Here is a 15,350-nt window from a genome sequence, read left to right on the forward strand (position 1 = left end):
AGCATGATGCTCAGTGAGTTCGCCGGGTTGATGGACATGCCACATCGCAACATGATGTTGGGGATTCAATCGGTGGTCATGCTTGGGGAGTTGGCGGTGAATCGGGTGCTGGATAACCTCGATCCGCCGTCCTCACCATTGATCTGAGACCACAGACCTTTTGTGGCGAGGGAGCTTGCTCCCGCTCGGCTGCGCAGCAGTCGTAACACCGGTATATGCGGTGTGCAGGTTTTGGGGTCGCTTCGCAACCCAGCGGGAGCAAGCTCCCTCGCCACAATGGGCTCCACTGACACCGTCCCCAAAAACAAGAAACCCCGCATCAAGCGGGGTTTCTTGTCAAAGTGTGGGAGCGGGCTTGCTCGCGAAAGCTGCTTAACATTCAACAGAGATGTCGATTGTTACGCCGCCTTCGCGAGCAAGCCCGCTCCCACAGGGGTGATGTTAAAGCTCACATCAATATTGTTACGCCACCACCTGATAACACGGCACATACTCCGCGCCGCCCGGCAGTTTCATCCGGTGCTGGGCGACGAAGGCTTTGAGCAGTTTGTCCAGCGGCTGCATGACTGCAGCATCGCCACGAATCTGGTACGGCCCGTGTTCTTCGATCAGGCGGATGCCCTTGTCCTTGACGTTGCCGGCGACGATGCCGGAGAACGCGCGGCGCAGGTTGGCGGCCAGTTCGTGGGACGGTAGATTGCGGCTCAGTTGCAGGTTGGCCATGTTGGCGTGGGTCGGGTCGAACGGGCGCTGGAAGCCTTCGTCGATCTTCAGCAGCCAGTTGAAATGGAACGCGTCGTTGCGCTCGCGACGGAACTGTTTGACCTCTTTGAGGCCCTGAGTCATTTGCCGCGCCACTTCAGCCGGGTCGTCGATGATGATCTCGTAGTGCTGCTGCGCGGCTTCACCGAGGGTGGCACCGACGAAGGCGTGCAACTGCTCCAGATACGGCGCGGCACTTTTCGGCCCGGTGAGAACCACGGGGAAGGGCAGGCTTTCATTGTCCGGGTGCATCAGGATGCCGAGCAGGTACAGGAATTCTTCGGCTGTGCCCGCGCCGCCCGGGAAAATGATGATGCCGTGGCCGACACGGACGAACGCTTCCAGACGTTTCTCGATGTCCGGCAGGATCACCAGTTCGTTGACGATCGGGTTCGGCGCTTCGGCGGCGATGATCCCGGGTTCAGTCAAACCGAGGTAACGGCCGCCGTGGATGCGCTGTTTGGCGTGGGCGATGGTCGCGCCTTTCATCGGGCCTTTCATCACGCCCGGGCCGCAACCGGTGCAGATGTCCAGGCTGCGCAGGCCGAGTTCATGGCCGACTTTCTTGGTGTATTTGTATTCTTCGGTGTTGATCGAGTGGCCGCCCCAGCACACCACGATTTTCGGTTCGACACCGGGGCGCAGGGTGCGGGCGTTGCGCAGCAGGTGGAAGACGTAGTCGCTGATGCCCTGGGAGGTGCTCAGGTCGATGCTCAAGGCGTCGAGTTCGTTTTCGGTGTAGACGATGTCGCGCAGGGCGCTGAAGAGCATTTCCCGGGTGCTGGCGATCATTTCGCCGTCGACGAAAGCGTCGGCCGGGGCGTTCAGCAGTTCCAGGCGCACGCCACGGTCTTGCTGGTGAATGCGGATTTCGAAGTCTTTGTAGGCTTCCAGGATGGTCTTGGCGTTATCGACGTGGGCGCCGGTATTGAGGATGGCCAGGGCGCACTGGCGGAAAAGGGTGTAGGTGAGGCCGGTTCCGGCTTCGCTCAGTTGCTGTACTTCACGTTGGGACAGTGTTTCCAGGCTGCCTTTTGGGCTGACCGAGGCGTTGATTACATGTCGTTGGGTCATTCAATGATCCTTAAAACGATGCCACCCGCCGGCAGGCGCATGGCATCCGAATAGTGTGTATCCATGGAGAAGATGGCACGAACTGCGCTGTATCGCCATGTTCCCCGTTTGACGATGGAAAGATGAAAAGGAGCCCCAGCATAGCTAAATCCTTCGGGGAGGCGATAATGCCCCGCAGTCTTTTTGCCACAGAGCCTTTTACCATTGATGCAAGGAACCCCGTCGCGATGTTCGAAATCCAGCCAATGAATGCCGAAACCTATCGACGCCAGACGCGGCGCAGCACGGTAATCATCGCCCTGATGTTCCTGGCGCTGGCGATGGTGCTGTCCACGGCGGCGGTGGCGCTGTTCGGTGAGCCCGGCGGCGACAATCTGCGTTTCAACGTGGGCGGCGTGTTTGCCGCATTGTTGCTGATGGTGGCGCTGATGCGCGGCAAGTTCTGGACCCAGGAATGGATGGCGCCAGCGGTGTACGGTTGGCAGCTCAAGCGCAGCCTGATGAGCATCACCAACGTCATGCACCAGGTCACGGCGGCAGTGGAGAAGGGCGATCCGAGCGCCATGAAGCTGCTGCGTTTTTATCACTTGGGGTTGAGCCAGATGCACCAGTTGGACGGCAACTCCAGCGACCATAGCCAGCTGACCCGTGAAATGGACCAACACAAGGCGCGGATGGAAGCGCTGGGTATCGAGACCGAACAGACGCAATTGAATCCGGCCTGGATTGAGGCGGTAAAGCAGACTCGCGTCTGACTAATACCGCGATATGTAGCAGCTGCCGAAGGCTGCGTTCGCCCGTAGCAGCTGTCGAGCCCCAGCGAGGCTGCGTTCGGCTGCGAAGCAGTCGTGAGTCCGGCTAACGCGGTTTGCCTGATGCACCGCGAGTTCTGGTTTGACGACTGCTTCGCAGCCGAACGCAGCCTCGCAGGCTCGACAGCTGCTACACGGTTCCTCTCAAACCCGAAGGTGCAGTGTTTCAAACAGTTGCCGGTCTTCCTTTTTGGCCGAGCGGGCATGGCGCCGAATGACCTGCAACAGGCATTCGGTGAAGCACAGTGCCGGATTGCTGAGCGCGCCATTGCGGCGTGTCACAATGCTCAGCTGCCTGGGTTCGAATTGTTCGGTCAACTCCAGAGAAACCACTCGGCCGAGAAAGGGTGGGGCGATACTCACGATGGAGGGCCCCCAGGTGCACATGTCGGCCCGCTCGACCATCATCTGCAGGATGGCCAGTGAGTGGGCGCGGACGATTCGGCTCTCATCGATCTGTGCGCCGTGTTTCCAGAACAACTCCTGCATCAGCCCGTCGTGTCCGTCTGGCGCATAGTTCAGGGTCCAGTTCTGTTCCAACAGTTCATGGATCGATCGAGCGTCCTGTCGAGCATGGCCCTGACGGACCAGTACCGACGTCTGGTAATCGAGCAAGGTTTCGCAGGCAAACTCCTGGGTTGATTGAGACGGGTGAAGCTGGCCGATCGCAAAATCCATGCTGCCATCGCGCAACAGTGGTTGGGCCACGGCCATCAGGCTTTCGAACAACTCCAGGCGAATTTCCGGCATTCGCTCCCGAAAGGCCAAGACCAATTCGGGCAAGAAGGTCAGGGCGATCCAAGGCGTGATCCCGACACAGAGCCGCCCCTGAGCCTTGCCTCGCATGTGATCGAGCTCTGTCTGTGCATGTTCGAGTTGCTTGATCACGAGCCGGGCGTGAGTCAGCAGCACTTTTCCGTATTCCGTGAAATTCAGACCGCTGGGCGTTCGGGTGAACAGCGGTAACTGCTGACTGGTTTCCAGCTCGCGCAGTGCTTTGGTCACGGCGGCCTGGGACATGTCCAGCGAACGAGCGGCGGCGCGGATGCTGCCGGTTTCGGCGCTGGCGATCAGTGCTTGTAATTGATGCAGCTTCATCTGCTCACCTTGATGACAACCATTGGTTGTCATCATAACCAAACTGCGTCTCCCCAGCCCGGATTCCGTTCCCTAATATCGACCCCAACAGCGCTTTCGCAGCCGCTCAGACCCTATCGAAGGAATACAACAATGAACGCCGGCCCTGTCTTGCCTGGTATTGCAGCGATCCAGGATGAAATGATCGCCTTGCGGCACAGCATTCACGCGCACCCCGAGTTGGGCTTTGAGGAGTTCGCCACCAGTGAGCGGGTTGCCCAGTGTTTGACCCAGTGGGGATATGAGGTCAGCACAGGCGTGGGCAAGACCGGGGTTGTCGCCACCCTGAAAAATGGCGAGGGGCGGTCCATTGGTTTGCGTGCCGACATGGATGCCCTGCCGATTCAGGAAACCACTGGTTTGCCGTACGCCAGCCGGATCGACGGGGTGATGCATGCTTGCGGTCACGATGGCCATACCGCAACCTTGTTGGCGGCCGGTCAGTACCTGGCGCAAACCCGGGCGTTCAACGGCACGCTGCATCTGATTTTCCAACCAGCCGAAGAAGGGCTGGGCGGTGCCAGGAAAATGCTGGAAGAAGGACTGCTCGAACGGTTCCCGTGTGATGCGATGTTCGCCATGCATAACGTACCGGGTTACCCCGTCGGCCATCTTGGGTTTTACGGCGGACCGTTCATGGCGTCTGCCGATACGGTGACGATCAAAATAATCGGCAACGGCGGTCACGGAGCGGTGCCGCACAAGGCCATCGACCCGGTGGTGGTTTGCGCCTCGATCGTGATCGCCCTGCAAAGCATCGTGTCGCGCAACGTCAATCCTCAGGAAATGGCGATTATCACGGTGGGTTCCATGCATGCCGGAAGCGCCTCGAATGTCATTCCTGCATTCGCCGAAATGAGTTTGAGTGTACGAGCGTTGACCCCTGAGGTTCGCCAATTGCTCGAGCACCGAATTACTGAGCTGGTCAAGGGCCAGGCCGCCAGTTTCGGCGCACAGGCCCATATCGACTATCTGCACTGTCATCCGGTGTTGATCAATGATCCCGAGCAGACTGCGTTCGCCCGTCAGGTCGCGCAGGACTGGTTGGGCGAAGGGCAATTGATTGACGACCTGCGCCCCTTCACCGCCAGCGAGGACTTCGCGTTCATTCTGGAAAAGTGCCCCGGCAGCTATCTGGTTATCGGCAATGGCCAAGGCAATAGCGGGTGTCTGCTGCACAACCCCGGCTACGACTTCAACGATGCCTGCCTGCCGATCGGCGCGAGTTACTGGGTGAAGCTGGTCGAGGGTTTTCTGCGTTGAGAGGCGACGTTTTCAAGTGTCATGGCTGTACAAAAGCTGTCGGTAACCTGGCTCGGCGAGCCCCTAGAGGAAAATAACAATGAATAAGATAGTCGCGGCTGTTTCACTGGTGTTCTTCACGGCATCCGGCCTGACCGGCGCGGCCGACTGGTCCGGCAAAGTATTGAAACTGGGCGTCGACCCGACGTATCCACCGTTGGAATACAAGAACCAGGATGGCACGCTGACCGGCTTCGGGGTCGACATCGCCGAAGCGCTTTGCGCCGAGCTGCATGCCCGCTGCGTCTGGGTTGAAAGCAGCTGGGACGGGATGATCCCGGCATTGCTGGCGCGCAAGTTCGACGCGGTGGCGTCGTCGATGACCATTACACCCAAGCGCCTGGAGCAGATTGCGTTTACCGACAAAGTGTCCAATGCACCGGCACGCTTGGTTGCCAGGCGGGGATCGGGCGTGCTGCCCACCCTCGAGTCGCTCAAGGGCAAGCGCATTGGCGTGGAGCAGGGGTCGACCCAGGAGGCGTATGCCAAAGCGGTCTGGGGTTCGAAGGGCGTGGACGTTCTCTCTTATCAGAATCAGGACCAGGTGTACGCCGATTTGGTGGTGGGGCGACTGGATGCCTCGCTGCAGGGGGCCATTCAGGCCAGTTACGGGTTTTTGAACACCGAGCGGGGCAAGGACTATGAGTTCGCCGGCGCCACCCTGGATGACCCGGGCTTTTTCGGCGTCGGAGACGGCATCGGCTTGCGCAAGAACGATGTCGAGCTGCGCGAAGATCTGAACAAAGCGCTAGCGACGATTCTGGCTAATGGCACTTACGCACGGATCAACAAAAAGTACTTCGATTTCGACGTCTACGGCGCGAAATAACGCCTCTCTAACCTTAAGCAGGGCGGCCGCCCAGGCCGCTTTGTTTCAGCATCTTCCTTCACCTCAACCTAATAAAAACAAGGAGAGTGAAATGCTTCTGGAAGGCTTTGGCCCGCAGATCCTGCTGGGCACCCTGGCCACAATCAAACTGGCGCTAGGGTCATTGACGATCGCTGTCCTGGCAGGGCTGCTCGGCGCCAGTTCCAAGTTATCCTCCAACCGTTTATTGCGAGCGCTGGCCACGGGGTATACGACCGTGATCCGCAGCATGCCGGATCTGGTGATCATGCTCCTGCTGTTCTTCAGCCTGCAGATGCTGCTCAACCGGCTGACCGATTGGCTCGGCTTCAGCCAGATCGATATCGACCCGTTTCTGGCCGGTGTCGTGACCCTGTCGTTCATCTATGGGGCTTACTTTACCGAGACCTTTCGCGGGGCCTTCCAGGCGGTGCCTGCTGGCCAGATCGAAGCGGCGAGGGCCTACGGCATGAGCCGCGGGAAAACGTTTCGAAAAATCCTCTTCCCGCAAATGCTGCGTCATGCCTTGCCGGGGATTGGCAACAACTGGCAGGTGTTGATCAAGTCGACCGCCCTTGTATCGATCATCGGCCTGACCGATGTGGTCAAGGCCACGCAGGACGCGGGCAAGGGCTCGATGCAGTTCTTCTATTTCACCTTGGTCGGGGGCCTGATCTACCTGGCCATTACCACGGTTTCCAACGTTGTGTTGATGTGGCTCGAGCACCGCTACTCAGTGGGTGTCAGGAAGGTTGCGCCATGACCGGCATTCTCGATGACTACTGGCAGGCTTACCTGTGGAGTGACGGGCCACACTTTTCCGGGTTGGCGGTGACCTTGTGGCTGTTGATTCTTGCGGTGGTGAGCGGTTTCTTGCTCGCGGTTCCCTTGTCGATTGCCCGCGTCAGCCGCAATCCGCTGATCCGCCTGCCGGTCTGGTGCTACACCTATGTGTTTCGCGGCACCCCGTTGTACATCCAGCTGCTTTTCTTCTACACCGGGGTGTACAGCTTGCATGTGGTCCGGTCCCAGGATTTCCTCAACGCGTTTTTCCGTGACGGTTTCAACTGCACGGTGCTGGCGTTCGGGCTCAACACCTGCGCCTACATGACCGAAATTTTCGCCGGCTCCATCAGGGCCACCCCCCACGGCGAAATCGAAGCGGCCCGCGCCTACGGCATGAGCCGTTTCACCCTCTATCGCCGGATCGTTCTGCCGTCGGCGTTGCGCCGGGCCCTGCCGTTTTTCAGCAATGAAGTGATTCTGATGCTGCATTCCACCTCGGTGGCGTTTACCGCCACGGTGCCCGACTTGCTGAAAATTGCCCGGGACGTCAACTCGGCAACCTACGCATCCTTCACCGCATTCGGCATTGCCGGGGTGCTGTATGCAGGCAGCGCGTTTTTCCTGATCTGGCTGTTTCGTCGTGGCGAACTGCATTGGCTCGCCTACCTCAACCCCCGGACGCACTGACCCCTACTGGACATGCTCGAATGTATAAATTGATCGTTGAAGATGTACATAAGAATTACGGCAGCCATGAAGTATTGAAGGGGGTTTCGCTCAAGGCCAGGGCTGGTGATGTGATCAGCATCATCGGCTCCTCGGGGTCCGGAAAAAGTACCTTCTTGCGCTGTATCAACCATCTCGAACAACCGTCAGCCGGACGCATCATTGTCAACGCCGAAGAACTGCTCACCCGCAAGAACTCAAGGGGAGAGTTGTGTGCGGTCGATCCCGGGCAGTTACAGGTCATGCGCAGCAAGTTGTCGATGGTGTTTCAGCACTTCAATCTGTGGAGCCACATGACCGTGCTGGAAAATATCATCGAGTGCCCGATGAGCGTGCTGGGTGTCGGTCGCGTGCAAGCCCAGGAGCGGGCGCGGCATTACCTGTCCAAGGTCGGCCTGCCGGCAAAGGTCGAGGGCCAGTATCCGGTCCAGTTGTCCGGCGGCCAGCAGCAACGTGTTGCCATTGCTCGCGCGCTGGCCATGGAGCCCCAGGTGATGCTGTTCGACGAGCCGACTTCTGCGCTGGACCCAGAACTGGTAGGCGAGGTGCTCAGAGTCATGCAGCAGCTTGCAGAGGAGGGCCGGACGATGGTGGTGGTCACCCACGAAATGGCATTTGCCAGACAGGTGTCGAACCACGTCATCTTTTTGCATCAGGGGCGGGTGGAAGAGCAGGGGGCGCCGAGCAGTGTGCTGGAGCAGCCGCGGAGCGAGCGGTTGAAGCAGTTTTTGGCGGGGAGCCTAAAGTAACGGGTGCTATTATCCTCGCTGATCCGGCGGATGATTCGATGAGCATTTTCGCGCAAATCACCTATCGTATTCGTTGATGAGTCATAGTGGTCTGAGCGCCAGCCACGGCTGGCTGGCGCTAAAAGGGCGAACGGGAAAATTCGCCATGTCATAAGGGATTAAGGGAGCGTCATGGGGCATCCGTCCGTCAAAGATCGTATCGAAAGCACCCGACTCGCCACGCCTTGGTTACCAGGGCAGGTTGAGTCGAAACTCAAGGTTCGATACGCAGTCTTCCTGCTCGTTGCGGTGTGCCTGTCCATGACGGCCATTGCGATCGGGGAAGGCTGGAACGCCCGTCAGTATCATTTGCGCAGCAGCGAAGTGGAGATGTCCAACCTGGCGCAAACCCTCGCCTCGCAGGCGCAGGCATCGATCAAGCAGGCCGACACGCTGCTGTTTGCCTTGGTGGATCGCCTTGAAATCGACGGCATGGAACCGGCGAAATTTCCCAGACTGCAACGTTTGCTCCACGCCCAGCGCAGTGAGTTGGTGCAGATCCATGGGTTATTCGTATTCGACGAAGAAGGACGCTGGCTCGCCAACGCCATTAACGTCATACCGCCCAATGCCAATAATTCCGACCGTGAATATTTCATCTACCACCGTGATCATCCCGACCGCGGTCCTCATATCGGTCCGGCGATAAAAAGTCGCTCGACCGGTGAGTGGATCATGACCGTGTCACGCCGGATCAATCACGCCGATGGCCGGTTTGCTGGCGTGGCGGTGGCTTCGATCTATCTCAACCATTTCCTGGACCTGTACAACAGCATCGACATGGGCAGTAACGGGGTGATCAACCTGATCGCCGATGACGCCACCATCGTCGTTCGCCGCCCGTTCAAGGAAACCGATATTGGCACCAGCGTCGCCAAGGGGCCGCTGTTTACCCAGCTGTTGCCCAAGGGCGATTCCGGTACGGCAGTCGTCAAATCCTACTTGGACGGGGTGGAGCGGGTGGTGGGGTTTCGGCGGGTGGAGGGTTATCCGCTTATCGTTTTTGCCGCGCTCGACAAAAAAGAAGTCCTGGCCAGCTGGCTGCGGGAGTCAATCCTCAGTGCGGGGATCGTCTCATTGCTGCTGGGGTTTCTGGGCGTTCTCGGCTATCGCCTGATCCGCGTCATGAAGCAGCAGAATCATGTTCAGAGCGAATTGCTGGAGGCTCAGGAAAAACTCATTGAGATCAACCATAGCCTCAAGCTGCTGGCTCTGGAGGATGCACTGACCGGCCTTTCCAACCGGCGTCAATTCGACCTGTTCATCCTGGCGGAAATGGGCCGTGCCAGGCGTACCCATACCAGCCTTGCGTTGCTGATGATCGATGTCGATCATTTCAAGAGTTTCAATGATCACTACGGTCATTTGGCAGGCGATGAGTGTTTGCGCAAGATCAGCACCATCATCACCGACAACATCCAGCGCCCCGGCGATCTTGCTGCCCGATTCGGTGGTGAGGAGTTTACGGTGGTGCTGCCCGGCACCGATTATGTGGGGGCGTTTCTGGTGGCGGAAAAGATCCGTCGCGCGGTTCAGCAAGTCGACATCAAGCATAGCGGCAGCCCCGAAGGCCTCGTCACGGTCAGCCTGGGGGTCTGTGCCTACAACCAGACGGCGCAGAGCCAGCCCGAAGATTTGATCGGCGCCGCAGACAAGGCGTTGTATGTGGCCAAGGCCAGTGGCCGGAACATGAGCGTCATTGCCAACTGAGCTCAACCAGAGCGGTTATTGTCCTGAATGAGTCGGATGTCGCCGCTTCCATAAGCGGATCAGCCGCAGGTAGATCAGCACGTTGATCGCCAGCACCACGCTGGCCAACCCTAGCTGAATCGTGGGGGTCAGCCCGGCCGGATAAACAATCGGCCACACGTAATGTTCAATAAAACCGCCGCCATAACCGGTTTGCCCGGCCGCGTGGCGCATGAGGTTTTCCCATTCGGTCAGTGGGCACGTCAGGTGGAAAACTTCCACGATCACGCCCCACGCGGCGGCAGGCAGGTGCCACCAGGCCAAGTGGTGCCATTTGAGCACCAGCAGCCCGCCGAACAGCACGAACAGAATGAACAGCAAATGAGACAGCACCAGCCCGTCGGCGGCGATTCGGTAAAGCATGTCGATTCCCTGACGCGTTATGTGAATCGCTCCATGGTACTCGGGCTGGGCGCGTGTGCTCTATCGATTGCTGTTTTCCAGCACTGCCAATACTTCCTTCAAGCGCACCGCCGTGGCTTCACTGCTGCGTTGCATCGGCGATCGCAGCTCGTCGCGGATCAACCCTTCAAGGGCCAGGGCGGTTTTCACCGGTGCCGGATTGGGCTCGATGAACAGGCTGTGAATCAGGGGCAGTAACTGGAAGAAGGTCGTCCGGCCGGCCGCTAACCGGTTATCGCGGATCTGTTGATACAGCGTCACGAACAATTCGGGATGAACATGGGCCGAGGCGGCAATCGCGCCTGTGGCACCCAGGCATAACGCGCCAAAGATCTGGTGGTCTTCGCCGCACAGCACATCGACTTTGCCGCTGGAGAGCAGCGCAAGAGTGGTGGCTGGATTGCCACCGCAGTCCTTGATTGCGACGATCCGCTCGTGGGCGACGATCCGAAGCAGGGTCGCCTGTTCGAAGGCGATGCCGGTGCGATAGGGGATGTCGTAGAGAATCACCGGGACGCTGGACGCATCGGCGACGGTCTTGAAAAAAGCTTCGAGGCCGGCCTGGGAAGGGCGGATGTAGTACGGCGGTGGAACCAGTAAACCCGCCAAGGGACGTTTGAGGATTTCGCTTTGAAATTGCAGCAACTCGGCAAGGTTGTGGCCGGCCAGGCCCATCACCACACGTTCTGGCGGAACCAGTTCCAGCACCGCATCGAGCACCGCCAATTGCTCATGTTTGCCCAGCGCCGCGGCTTCCCCGGTGGTGCCGCAGACCACAATGCCATCGACGCCTTTTTCCAGCAGATGACTGACCAGCCGCCGCAACCCGGCGAAGTCAATCGCGCCATCGTGAAACGGCGTAACGATGGGAACCCAGATACCTTGAAACGATGACATGCACTTTCTCCTGAAGGTTGACCGATTTCGTCACCGTCAGAAGCGTAGAAGGAAGTCAGCAAGAAGGAGGGAGTATCCGCCGCGCTCAATGTCCTGTCAGCTCATCTGACGGGACAGCGCGCCCCGGTCACATGAGCGACTGTTTCTTCGATTTAGGGGCGTGCGCAACGCAACCTTGCGCCTTGGCATTCAAGCCAATGACGACAGTGTTGAGGTTGAAGGTTGCGGACATGGTTGCTTACACCCTGAATGAGGCGACCAGTTTTAAAAGTCGGCGGGGTATTTGTCAATCGTGAAATCACGCTCGTCGCAAGTGCGCAAGATTGTTCAAGCCATTCACCGCGACTGCTGGCACAGTCTGGGGTCTTTCCCTGGTTGTAGAGCGTTATGTCCAACTCACTCATGCCGCGCAGTGCATTCCTTCGCGGTGCCGCGGCCATCATGCCGTTGTCCCTGGCGACCGCGCCTTGGGGGTTGCTGGCCGGTTCCATGGCCATCGAGGCCAACCTCACACCGCTGCAAGGCCAGGGGCTGTCGAGCATCGTGTTTGCCGGCGCGGCTCAACTGGTCGCCATCGGCATGCTCAAGGGTGGTGCCGGGGTCTTTTCGATCCTCTTGACCACGTTGTTGCTGACCTCCCAGCATTTGCTTTACGGGATGAGCATGCGTTCAGTGATTTCCCCGTTGCCGGGCCGCTGGCGTGTGGGGCTGGGCTTTTTGCTCACCGACGAGTTGTTCGCCCTGACCAGCCAGCATGACAAACAGCAATTCAATCGTTGGTATGCCCTGGGTGTGGGCCTGACGTTTTACATCGCGTGGAACCTCTTCACCTTGGCGGGCATTGTGCTGGGCAGCAGCATTCCGGGCCTTGAACACCTGGGGCTGGACTTTTCCATCGCGGCGACCTTTATCGCCTTGATCACGCCAGTAGTGCGCAATGTTCCGACGGTGGTCTGCGTGGCGGTTTCACTGTTCTGTTCGGTGCTGTTCAGCTATTGGCAATGGGGCTCGGCCCTGGTGTTGTCGGGGTTGGCGGGCATGACCGCAGGCTTTATCTGCAACAAACTCTATGTGGGGCGCACATGATGGTCTGGGCTGTGATTATCGGGATGGGCCTGCTGGTGTTCCTGAACCGCTACGTATTTCTCGAGCCTCGGCTGCCGGTGCGCTTGAGCAGCAATGCCCGGCAGTTCCTCGGTTTCGCGGTGCCGGGCATGCTTACCGCCATCTGCGGGCCGATCGTGTTCATGCCCGACAAGCAGTTGAACCTGCAGTGGGACAACCCGTACCTGATCAGTTCGCTGGTGGCCGTGGGCCTGGTGCTTTACACCCGCAACACCTTGCTCAGCATGTTGTTGAGCATGGGGTTCTTCTTTTTGCTGCGGTGGTGGCTCTGAGTCATCCCGGAGAAACTGTTCTACGCTTAAGGAAGATGACTGATCCCTTGAGGAATGGAGGTGGATATGGCCACTGAACCAAAGCGTCCGGACCCGGATGAGGACATCGATGAGCCGACGGAGGAAGAGCTCGAGCGGCAGAGGCGTTCGACGCCGGACTGGAAGCATCCTGATGACGGTAAAGAACTGTCGGACCGCGACCAGGAGCGCCCGCTGAAGCCCTGACAGATCTGCACCTGCCAAAAGCCCCGCCATAGAAAGCCCCGTCATAGACAGCGGGGCTTTTTAGTTTCCAATGCCTGTGCTCCCACAGGTAAGACAATGTGCCGCCGCAGACAGAGAAATGTACCGGGAAATGCAGTCTGTTGAGCCACTGTTACTGGGTAAACACTCACTGTTCCCGGTCATGAGCTTATGCATAAATAGAATTTAAAGTATTCATATAAGAGCGTTATGGTCTATAAAAATAGCCCTCCAGGAGCCCCTGATGAACCTGTCCCGATACTTGCGCGGTCTGTTGGCCTGCGCGCTGTTTGCCGCGCCTTTGAGCTACGGTGCCGAGCCCGTGGTGTTGCACGTCGGCGATCAGAACTACTACAACATTCGCGCCTCGGTGGAGGCTTCGGGTGTGCTGCAAGGAGCGCCCTATACTGTTGACTGGAAGCACTTCCAGGCCGCTGCGCCGCTGGCCGAAGCGCTGAATACCGGCGCGTTGGACCTGGGTTTTCTCGGTGATTCGGGGTTTCTGTTTCTGGCCGCCAAACAGGCACCGGTCAAGCTGATCGGCGTGTCGCGGCAGAACCCGGACACCATCGCCTTGTTGGTGCCCAAGGACTCGCCGGTCAAAACCATCGCCGATCTAAAGGGCAAGAAAGTCGCTTACTGGCCCGGCGCCTGGAGCCAGCAGCTGACCCTGCGCGCCCTGGAACAAGCCGATTTGCCGGACAACTACGTCGACTTCATCAAACTGATGCCAATCGACGCCGCTGCCGCGTTACCCCAAGGCAGCATCGACGCGTTTCCGGTCTGGGAACCCTACATTTCCCAGCAGATTCTGTTCTCCGGCGCCCGGCCGATTCTTACTGCCAAAAACCTGATGCCCGGCCTGAGCGCCATCGCCGCTTCGACGCCTTCGGTCAACAGCAAACGCGAAGCCATTGCCGACTTCCTGGTGCGCCTGAAAAAGGCCCGGGCCTGGGTCGACACCCACACTGACGAGTACGCCGATCTCTGGGCGAAAAAGGCCAACCTTGATCAGAACGTGTCACGCCATTGGCTGCGCCAGGCGCACATGACTGTCGGCCCGGTGGATCAGCAGGCCGCGGCGGATCTGCAAAGCACCGCGGACTTCCTGTTCAAGGTCAAGGCATTGCCGGCGGCCTTGGCGACGGCACCGATCATCGACAGCTCGTTCCAGCAGGCGCTGGCGCAATAACCGAAAATCGCAGGCATAACGCGAGTCCGGGAGCGGGCACCGGAACCAAACACTGTGTACCCTTATCCAACCTCGGCTTGCAGCGATTTGCGGGCCGGTCGAGGGATGAATGGGCGAGGGGTTTTTGCCATTAAACGTGATGACCGCAAGGTCTGGTCCAAGGCAAAACATGAAACAGTTGGTCAAGGTTCTCTCCGCGTTCGCCATCGCAGTCGGCTTGCTGGGCTGCATTGCCGCGCCCATTGAAATGACGCCGCAGACGCAACAGGGTCTGCGCACACAAGCGCCGATCCGCTTTCTGCTGACCTTCGACGACGGGCCCAGCGCGTCGGGTTTTTACAACCCGACCGTCACCGTGCTCGACAGCCTCGCGCGCAATCCGCTGCAACCCGACATTAAAGCGGTGTTCTTCGTGCAGACCCGTGACTCACGCGCCGGCGGCAGTGAAGCGGGTCGACAGATCATGCGTCGCGAACACGCCGAAGGTCACCTGTTGGGCTTCCATACCGCCACGCGCCGGCACACCAACCATCGTTCACTGGACCCGGAAGAGCTGGAACAGTCGCTCACTGATGGCAGCGCAGACATCGCCGCGATCAGCAAAACCACGCCGACCCTGGTGCGTCCGCCATTCTGGAACTATGACAAACGTACCTTTGCGGCCTATCAACAACATGGTATGCACGTATTGCTGACCGACCTGAGCGCCAATGACGGCAAGATCTGGGGCTTCAACGCCAGCCCCCGTCGGCGGGCCAATATGCTGCGGCAACTGTCCGAAGTCCGCGAGCGCATTGCCCTCGGCGAGTTGCCGACGGTGGACGGAGTGATTCCGGTGGTAGTGACCTTTCACGACCTGAATCGCTACACCGCCCGGCATACCCGGGAATACCTGCAAATCCTCCTCGACAGTGCCAGTGCCACCGGTCTGGTCACGGCGCAGAAAGCGTTTTATGACGACACGGCAGCGCTGCAGCGAGCGGCCATGGCGCGGACTGTCCGTGACAGTTCAGAAGCGGTTGAGTTGCCAGGCATCTGGAACTGGTTATGGGGCGCAGATACCCACTGATCGATGTCGGGCGATTGACTGTGTAGCAGCTGTCGAGCCTGCGAGGCTGCGTTCGGCTGCGCAGCAGTCGCGAATCCAGCTAACGCGGTTTGCCTGATACACCGCAAGTTCTGGTTTGACGGCTGCTGCGCAGCCGAACGCAGCCTCGCAGGCTCGGCAGCTGCTAC

General features: G+C 59.0%; 17 protein-coding genes. 13 read left to right on the forward strand and 4 right to left on the reverse strand.

Translation table 11 applies throughout. The features are described 5' to 3' along the window. Nucleotides 1–147, forward strand: a 147-nt coding sequence (locus PMI36_RS32535; RefSeq protein ID WP_008075184.1) for a DUF6124 family protein, incomplete at its 5' end; no start/stop codon positions are given. A 315-nt stretch (nucleotides 148–462) separates the two neighbouring features. On the opposite strand, the gene ppnN is transcribed toward PMI36_RS32535, so the two are convergent. Further along, entirely contained in the window at nucleotides 463–1,836 is a 1,374-nt protein-coding gene (gene ppnN / locus PMI36_RS04515) for a nucleotide 5'-monophosphate nucleosidase PpnN (protein WP_008075186.1), read from the reverse strand. A 227-nt stretch (nucleotides 1,837–2,063) separates the two neighbouring features. Between ppnN and PMI36_RS04510 the strand changes: the two genes are divergently transcribed. Then, entirely contained in the window at nucleotides 2,064–2,591 is a 528-nt protein-coding gene (locus tag PMI36_RS04510; protein ID WP_032830636.1) for a DUF3087 domain-containing protein, read from the forward strand. 201 nt (nucleotides 2,592–2,792) lie between these two features. Here PMI36_RS04510 and PMI36_RS04505 read toward each other — a convergent pair whose 3' ends face one another. Further along, nucleotides 2,793–3,782 (reverse strand): LysR family transcriptional regulator, encoded by a 990-nt coding sequence (locus PMI36_RS04505; RefSeq protein WP_162130637.1) that lies wholly within the window; start codon nucleotides 3,780–3,782, stop codon nucleotides 2,793–2,795. 96 nt (nucleotides 3,783–3,878) lie between these two features. Between PMI36_RS04505 and PMI36_RS04500 the strand changes: the two genes are divergently transcribed. From PMI36_RS04500 to PMI36_RS04475, 6 genes are all read left to right on the forward strand, one after another. Continuing rightward, nucleotides 3,879–5,048: a M20 aminoacylase family protein gene (locus PMI36_RS04500; RefSeq protein WP_008075189.1), complete on the forward strand. Its 1,170-nt coding sequence runs from the start codon at nucleotides 3,879–3,881 to the stop codon at nucleotides 5,046–5,048. Nucleotides 5,049–5,127: 79 nt separating this feature from the next. Beyond that, nucleotides 5,128–5,916, forward strand: a complete 789-nt coding sequence (locus PMI36_RS04495; RefSeq protein ID WP_008075190.1) for an ABC transporter substrate-binding protein — start codon at nucleotides 5,128–5,130, stop codon at nucleotides 5,914–5,916. A 91-nt stretch (nucleotides 5,917–6,007) separates the two neighbouring features. Continuing rightward, nucleotides 6,008–6,697, forward strand: a complete 690-nt coding sequence (locus PMI36_RS04490; RefSeq protein ID WP_008075191.1) for an ABC transporter permease — start codon at nucleotides 6,008–6,010, stop codon at nucleotides 6,695–6,697. Then, complete coding sequence (locus PMI36_RS04485; RefSeq protein WP_008075192.1) at nucleotides 6,694–7,407, forward strand: ABC transporter permease; 714 nt, start codon at nucleotides 6,694–6,696, stop codon at nucleotides 7,405–7,407. Before PMI36_RS04490 ends, PMI36_RS04485 begins: the two co-directional genes overlap by 4 nt. A 20-nt stretch (nucleotides 7,408–7,427) precedes the next feature. After that, nucleotides 7,428–8,195, forward strand: coding sequence for an ABC transporter ATP-binding protein (locus PMI36_RS04480; protein WP_008075193.1), 768 nt, complete (start codon nucleotides 7,428–7,430; stop codon nucleotides 8,193–8,195). A gap of 171 nt (nucleotides 8,196–8,366) precedes the next feature. Further along, nucleotides 8,367–9,944, forward strand: a complete 1,578-nt coding sequence (locus PMI36_RS04475) for a sensor domain-containing diguanylate cyclase (RefSeq protein ID WP_008075195.1) — start codon at nucleotides 8,367–8,369, stop codon at nucleotides 9,942–9,944. A gap of 15 nt (nucleotides 9,945–9,959) precedes the next feature. Here PMI36_RS04475 and PMI36_RS04470 read toward each other — a convergent pair whose 3' ends face one another. Further along, entirely contained in the window at nucleotides 9,960–10,346 is a 387-nt protein-coding gene (locus PMI36_RS04470) for a DUF2784 domain-containing protein (RefSeq protein ID WP_008075197.1), read from the reverse strand. Nucleotides 10,347–10,406: 60 nt separating this feature from the next. Beyond that, nucleotides 10,407–11,282 carry a 4-hydroxy-tetrahydrodipicolinate synthase gene (gene dapA, locus PMI36_RS04465; protein ID WP_008075198.1) on the reverse strand — a complete coding sequence of 292 codons (876 nt, stop codon included), beginning with the start codon at nucleotides 11,280–11,282 and terminating at the stop codon, nucleotides 10,407–10,409. Nucleotides 11,283–11,669: 387 nt separating this feature from the next. Between dapA and PMI36_RS04460 the strand changes: the two genes are divergently transcribed. The 5 genes from PMI36_RS04460 to PMI36_RS04445 all read left to right on the forward strand — a co-directional run bounded on the left by PMI36_RS04460 (nucleotide 11,670) and on the right by PMI36_RS04445 (nucleotide 15,183). Continuing rightward, nucleotides 11,670–12,368 carry an AzlC family ABC transporter permease gene (locus PMI36_RS04460; RefSeq protein WP_032830637.1) on the forward strand — a complete coding sequence of 233 codons (699 nt, stop codon included), beginning with the start codon at nucleotides 11,670–11,672 and terminating at the stop codon, nucleotides 12,366–12,368. Further along, nucleotides 12,368–12,679, forward strand: coding sequence for an AzlD domain-containing protein (locus tag PMI36_RS04455; protein WP_162830927.1), 312 nt, complete (start codon nucleotides 12,368–12,370; stop codon nucleotides 12,677–12,679). Before PMI36_RS04460 ends, PMI36_RS04455 begins: the two co-directional genes overlap by 1 nt. 66 nt (nucleotides 12,680–12,745) lie before the next feature. Further along, on the forward strand, nucleotides 12,746–12,904 hold the full coding sequence (locus tag PMI36_RS31780; RefSeq protein ID WP_008075203.1) for a hypothetical protein: 159 nt from the start codon (nucleotides 12,746–12,748) through the stop codon (nucleotides 12,902–12,904). A 262-nt stretch (nucleotides 12,905–13,166) separates the two neighbouring features. Continuing rightward, nucleotides 13,167–14,114 (forward strand): ABC transporter substrate-binding protein, encoded by a 948-nt coding sequence (locus PMI36_RS04450; protein WP_008075205.1) that lies wholly within the window; start codon nucleotides 13,167–13,169, stop codon nucleotides 14,112–14,114. 169 nt (nucleotides 14,115–14,283) lie between these two features. Then, the gene (locus PMI36_RS04445) at nucleotides 14,284–15,183 is read left to right on the forward strand and encodes a polysaccharide deacetylase family protein (RefSeq protein WP_032830638.1); all 900 of its coding nucleotides are present in this window, start codon (nucleotides 14,284–14,286) and stop codon (nucleotides 15,181–15,183) included. Nucleotides 15,184–15,350: the final 167 nt, after the last annotated feature.

It is taken from the genome of Pseudomonas sp. GM79, assembly GCF_000282495.1.
Classification (GTDB): domain Bacteria; phylum Pseudomonadota; class Gammaproteobacteria; order Pseudomonadales; family Pseudomonadaceae; genus Aquipseudomonas.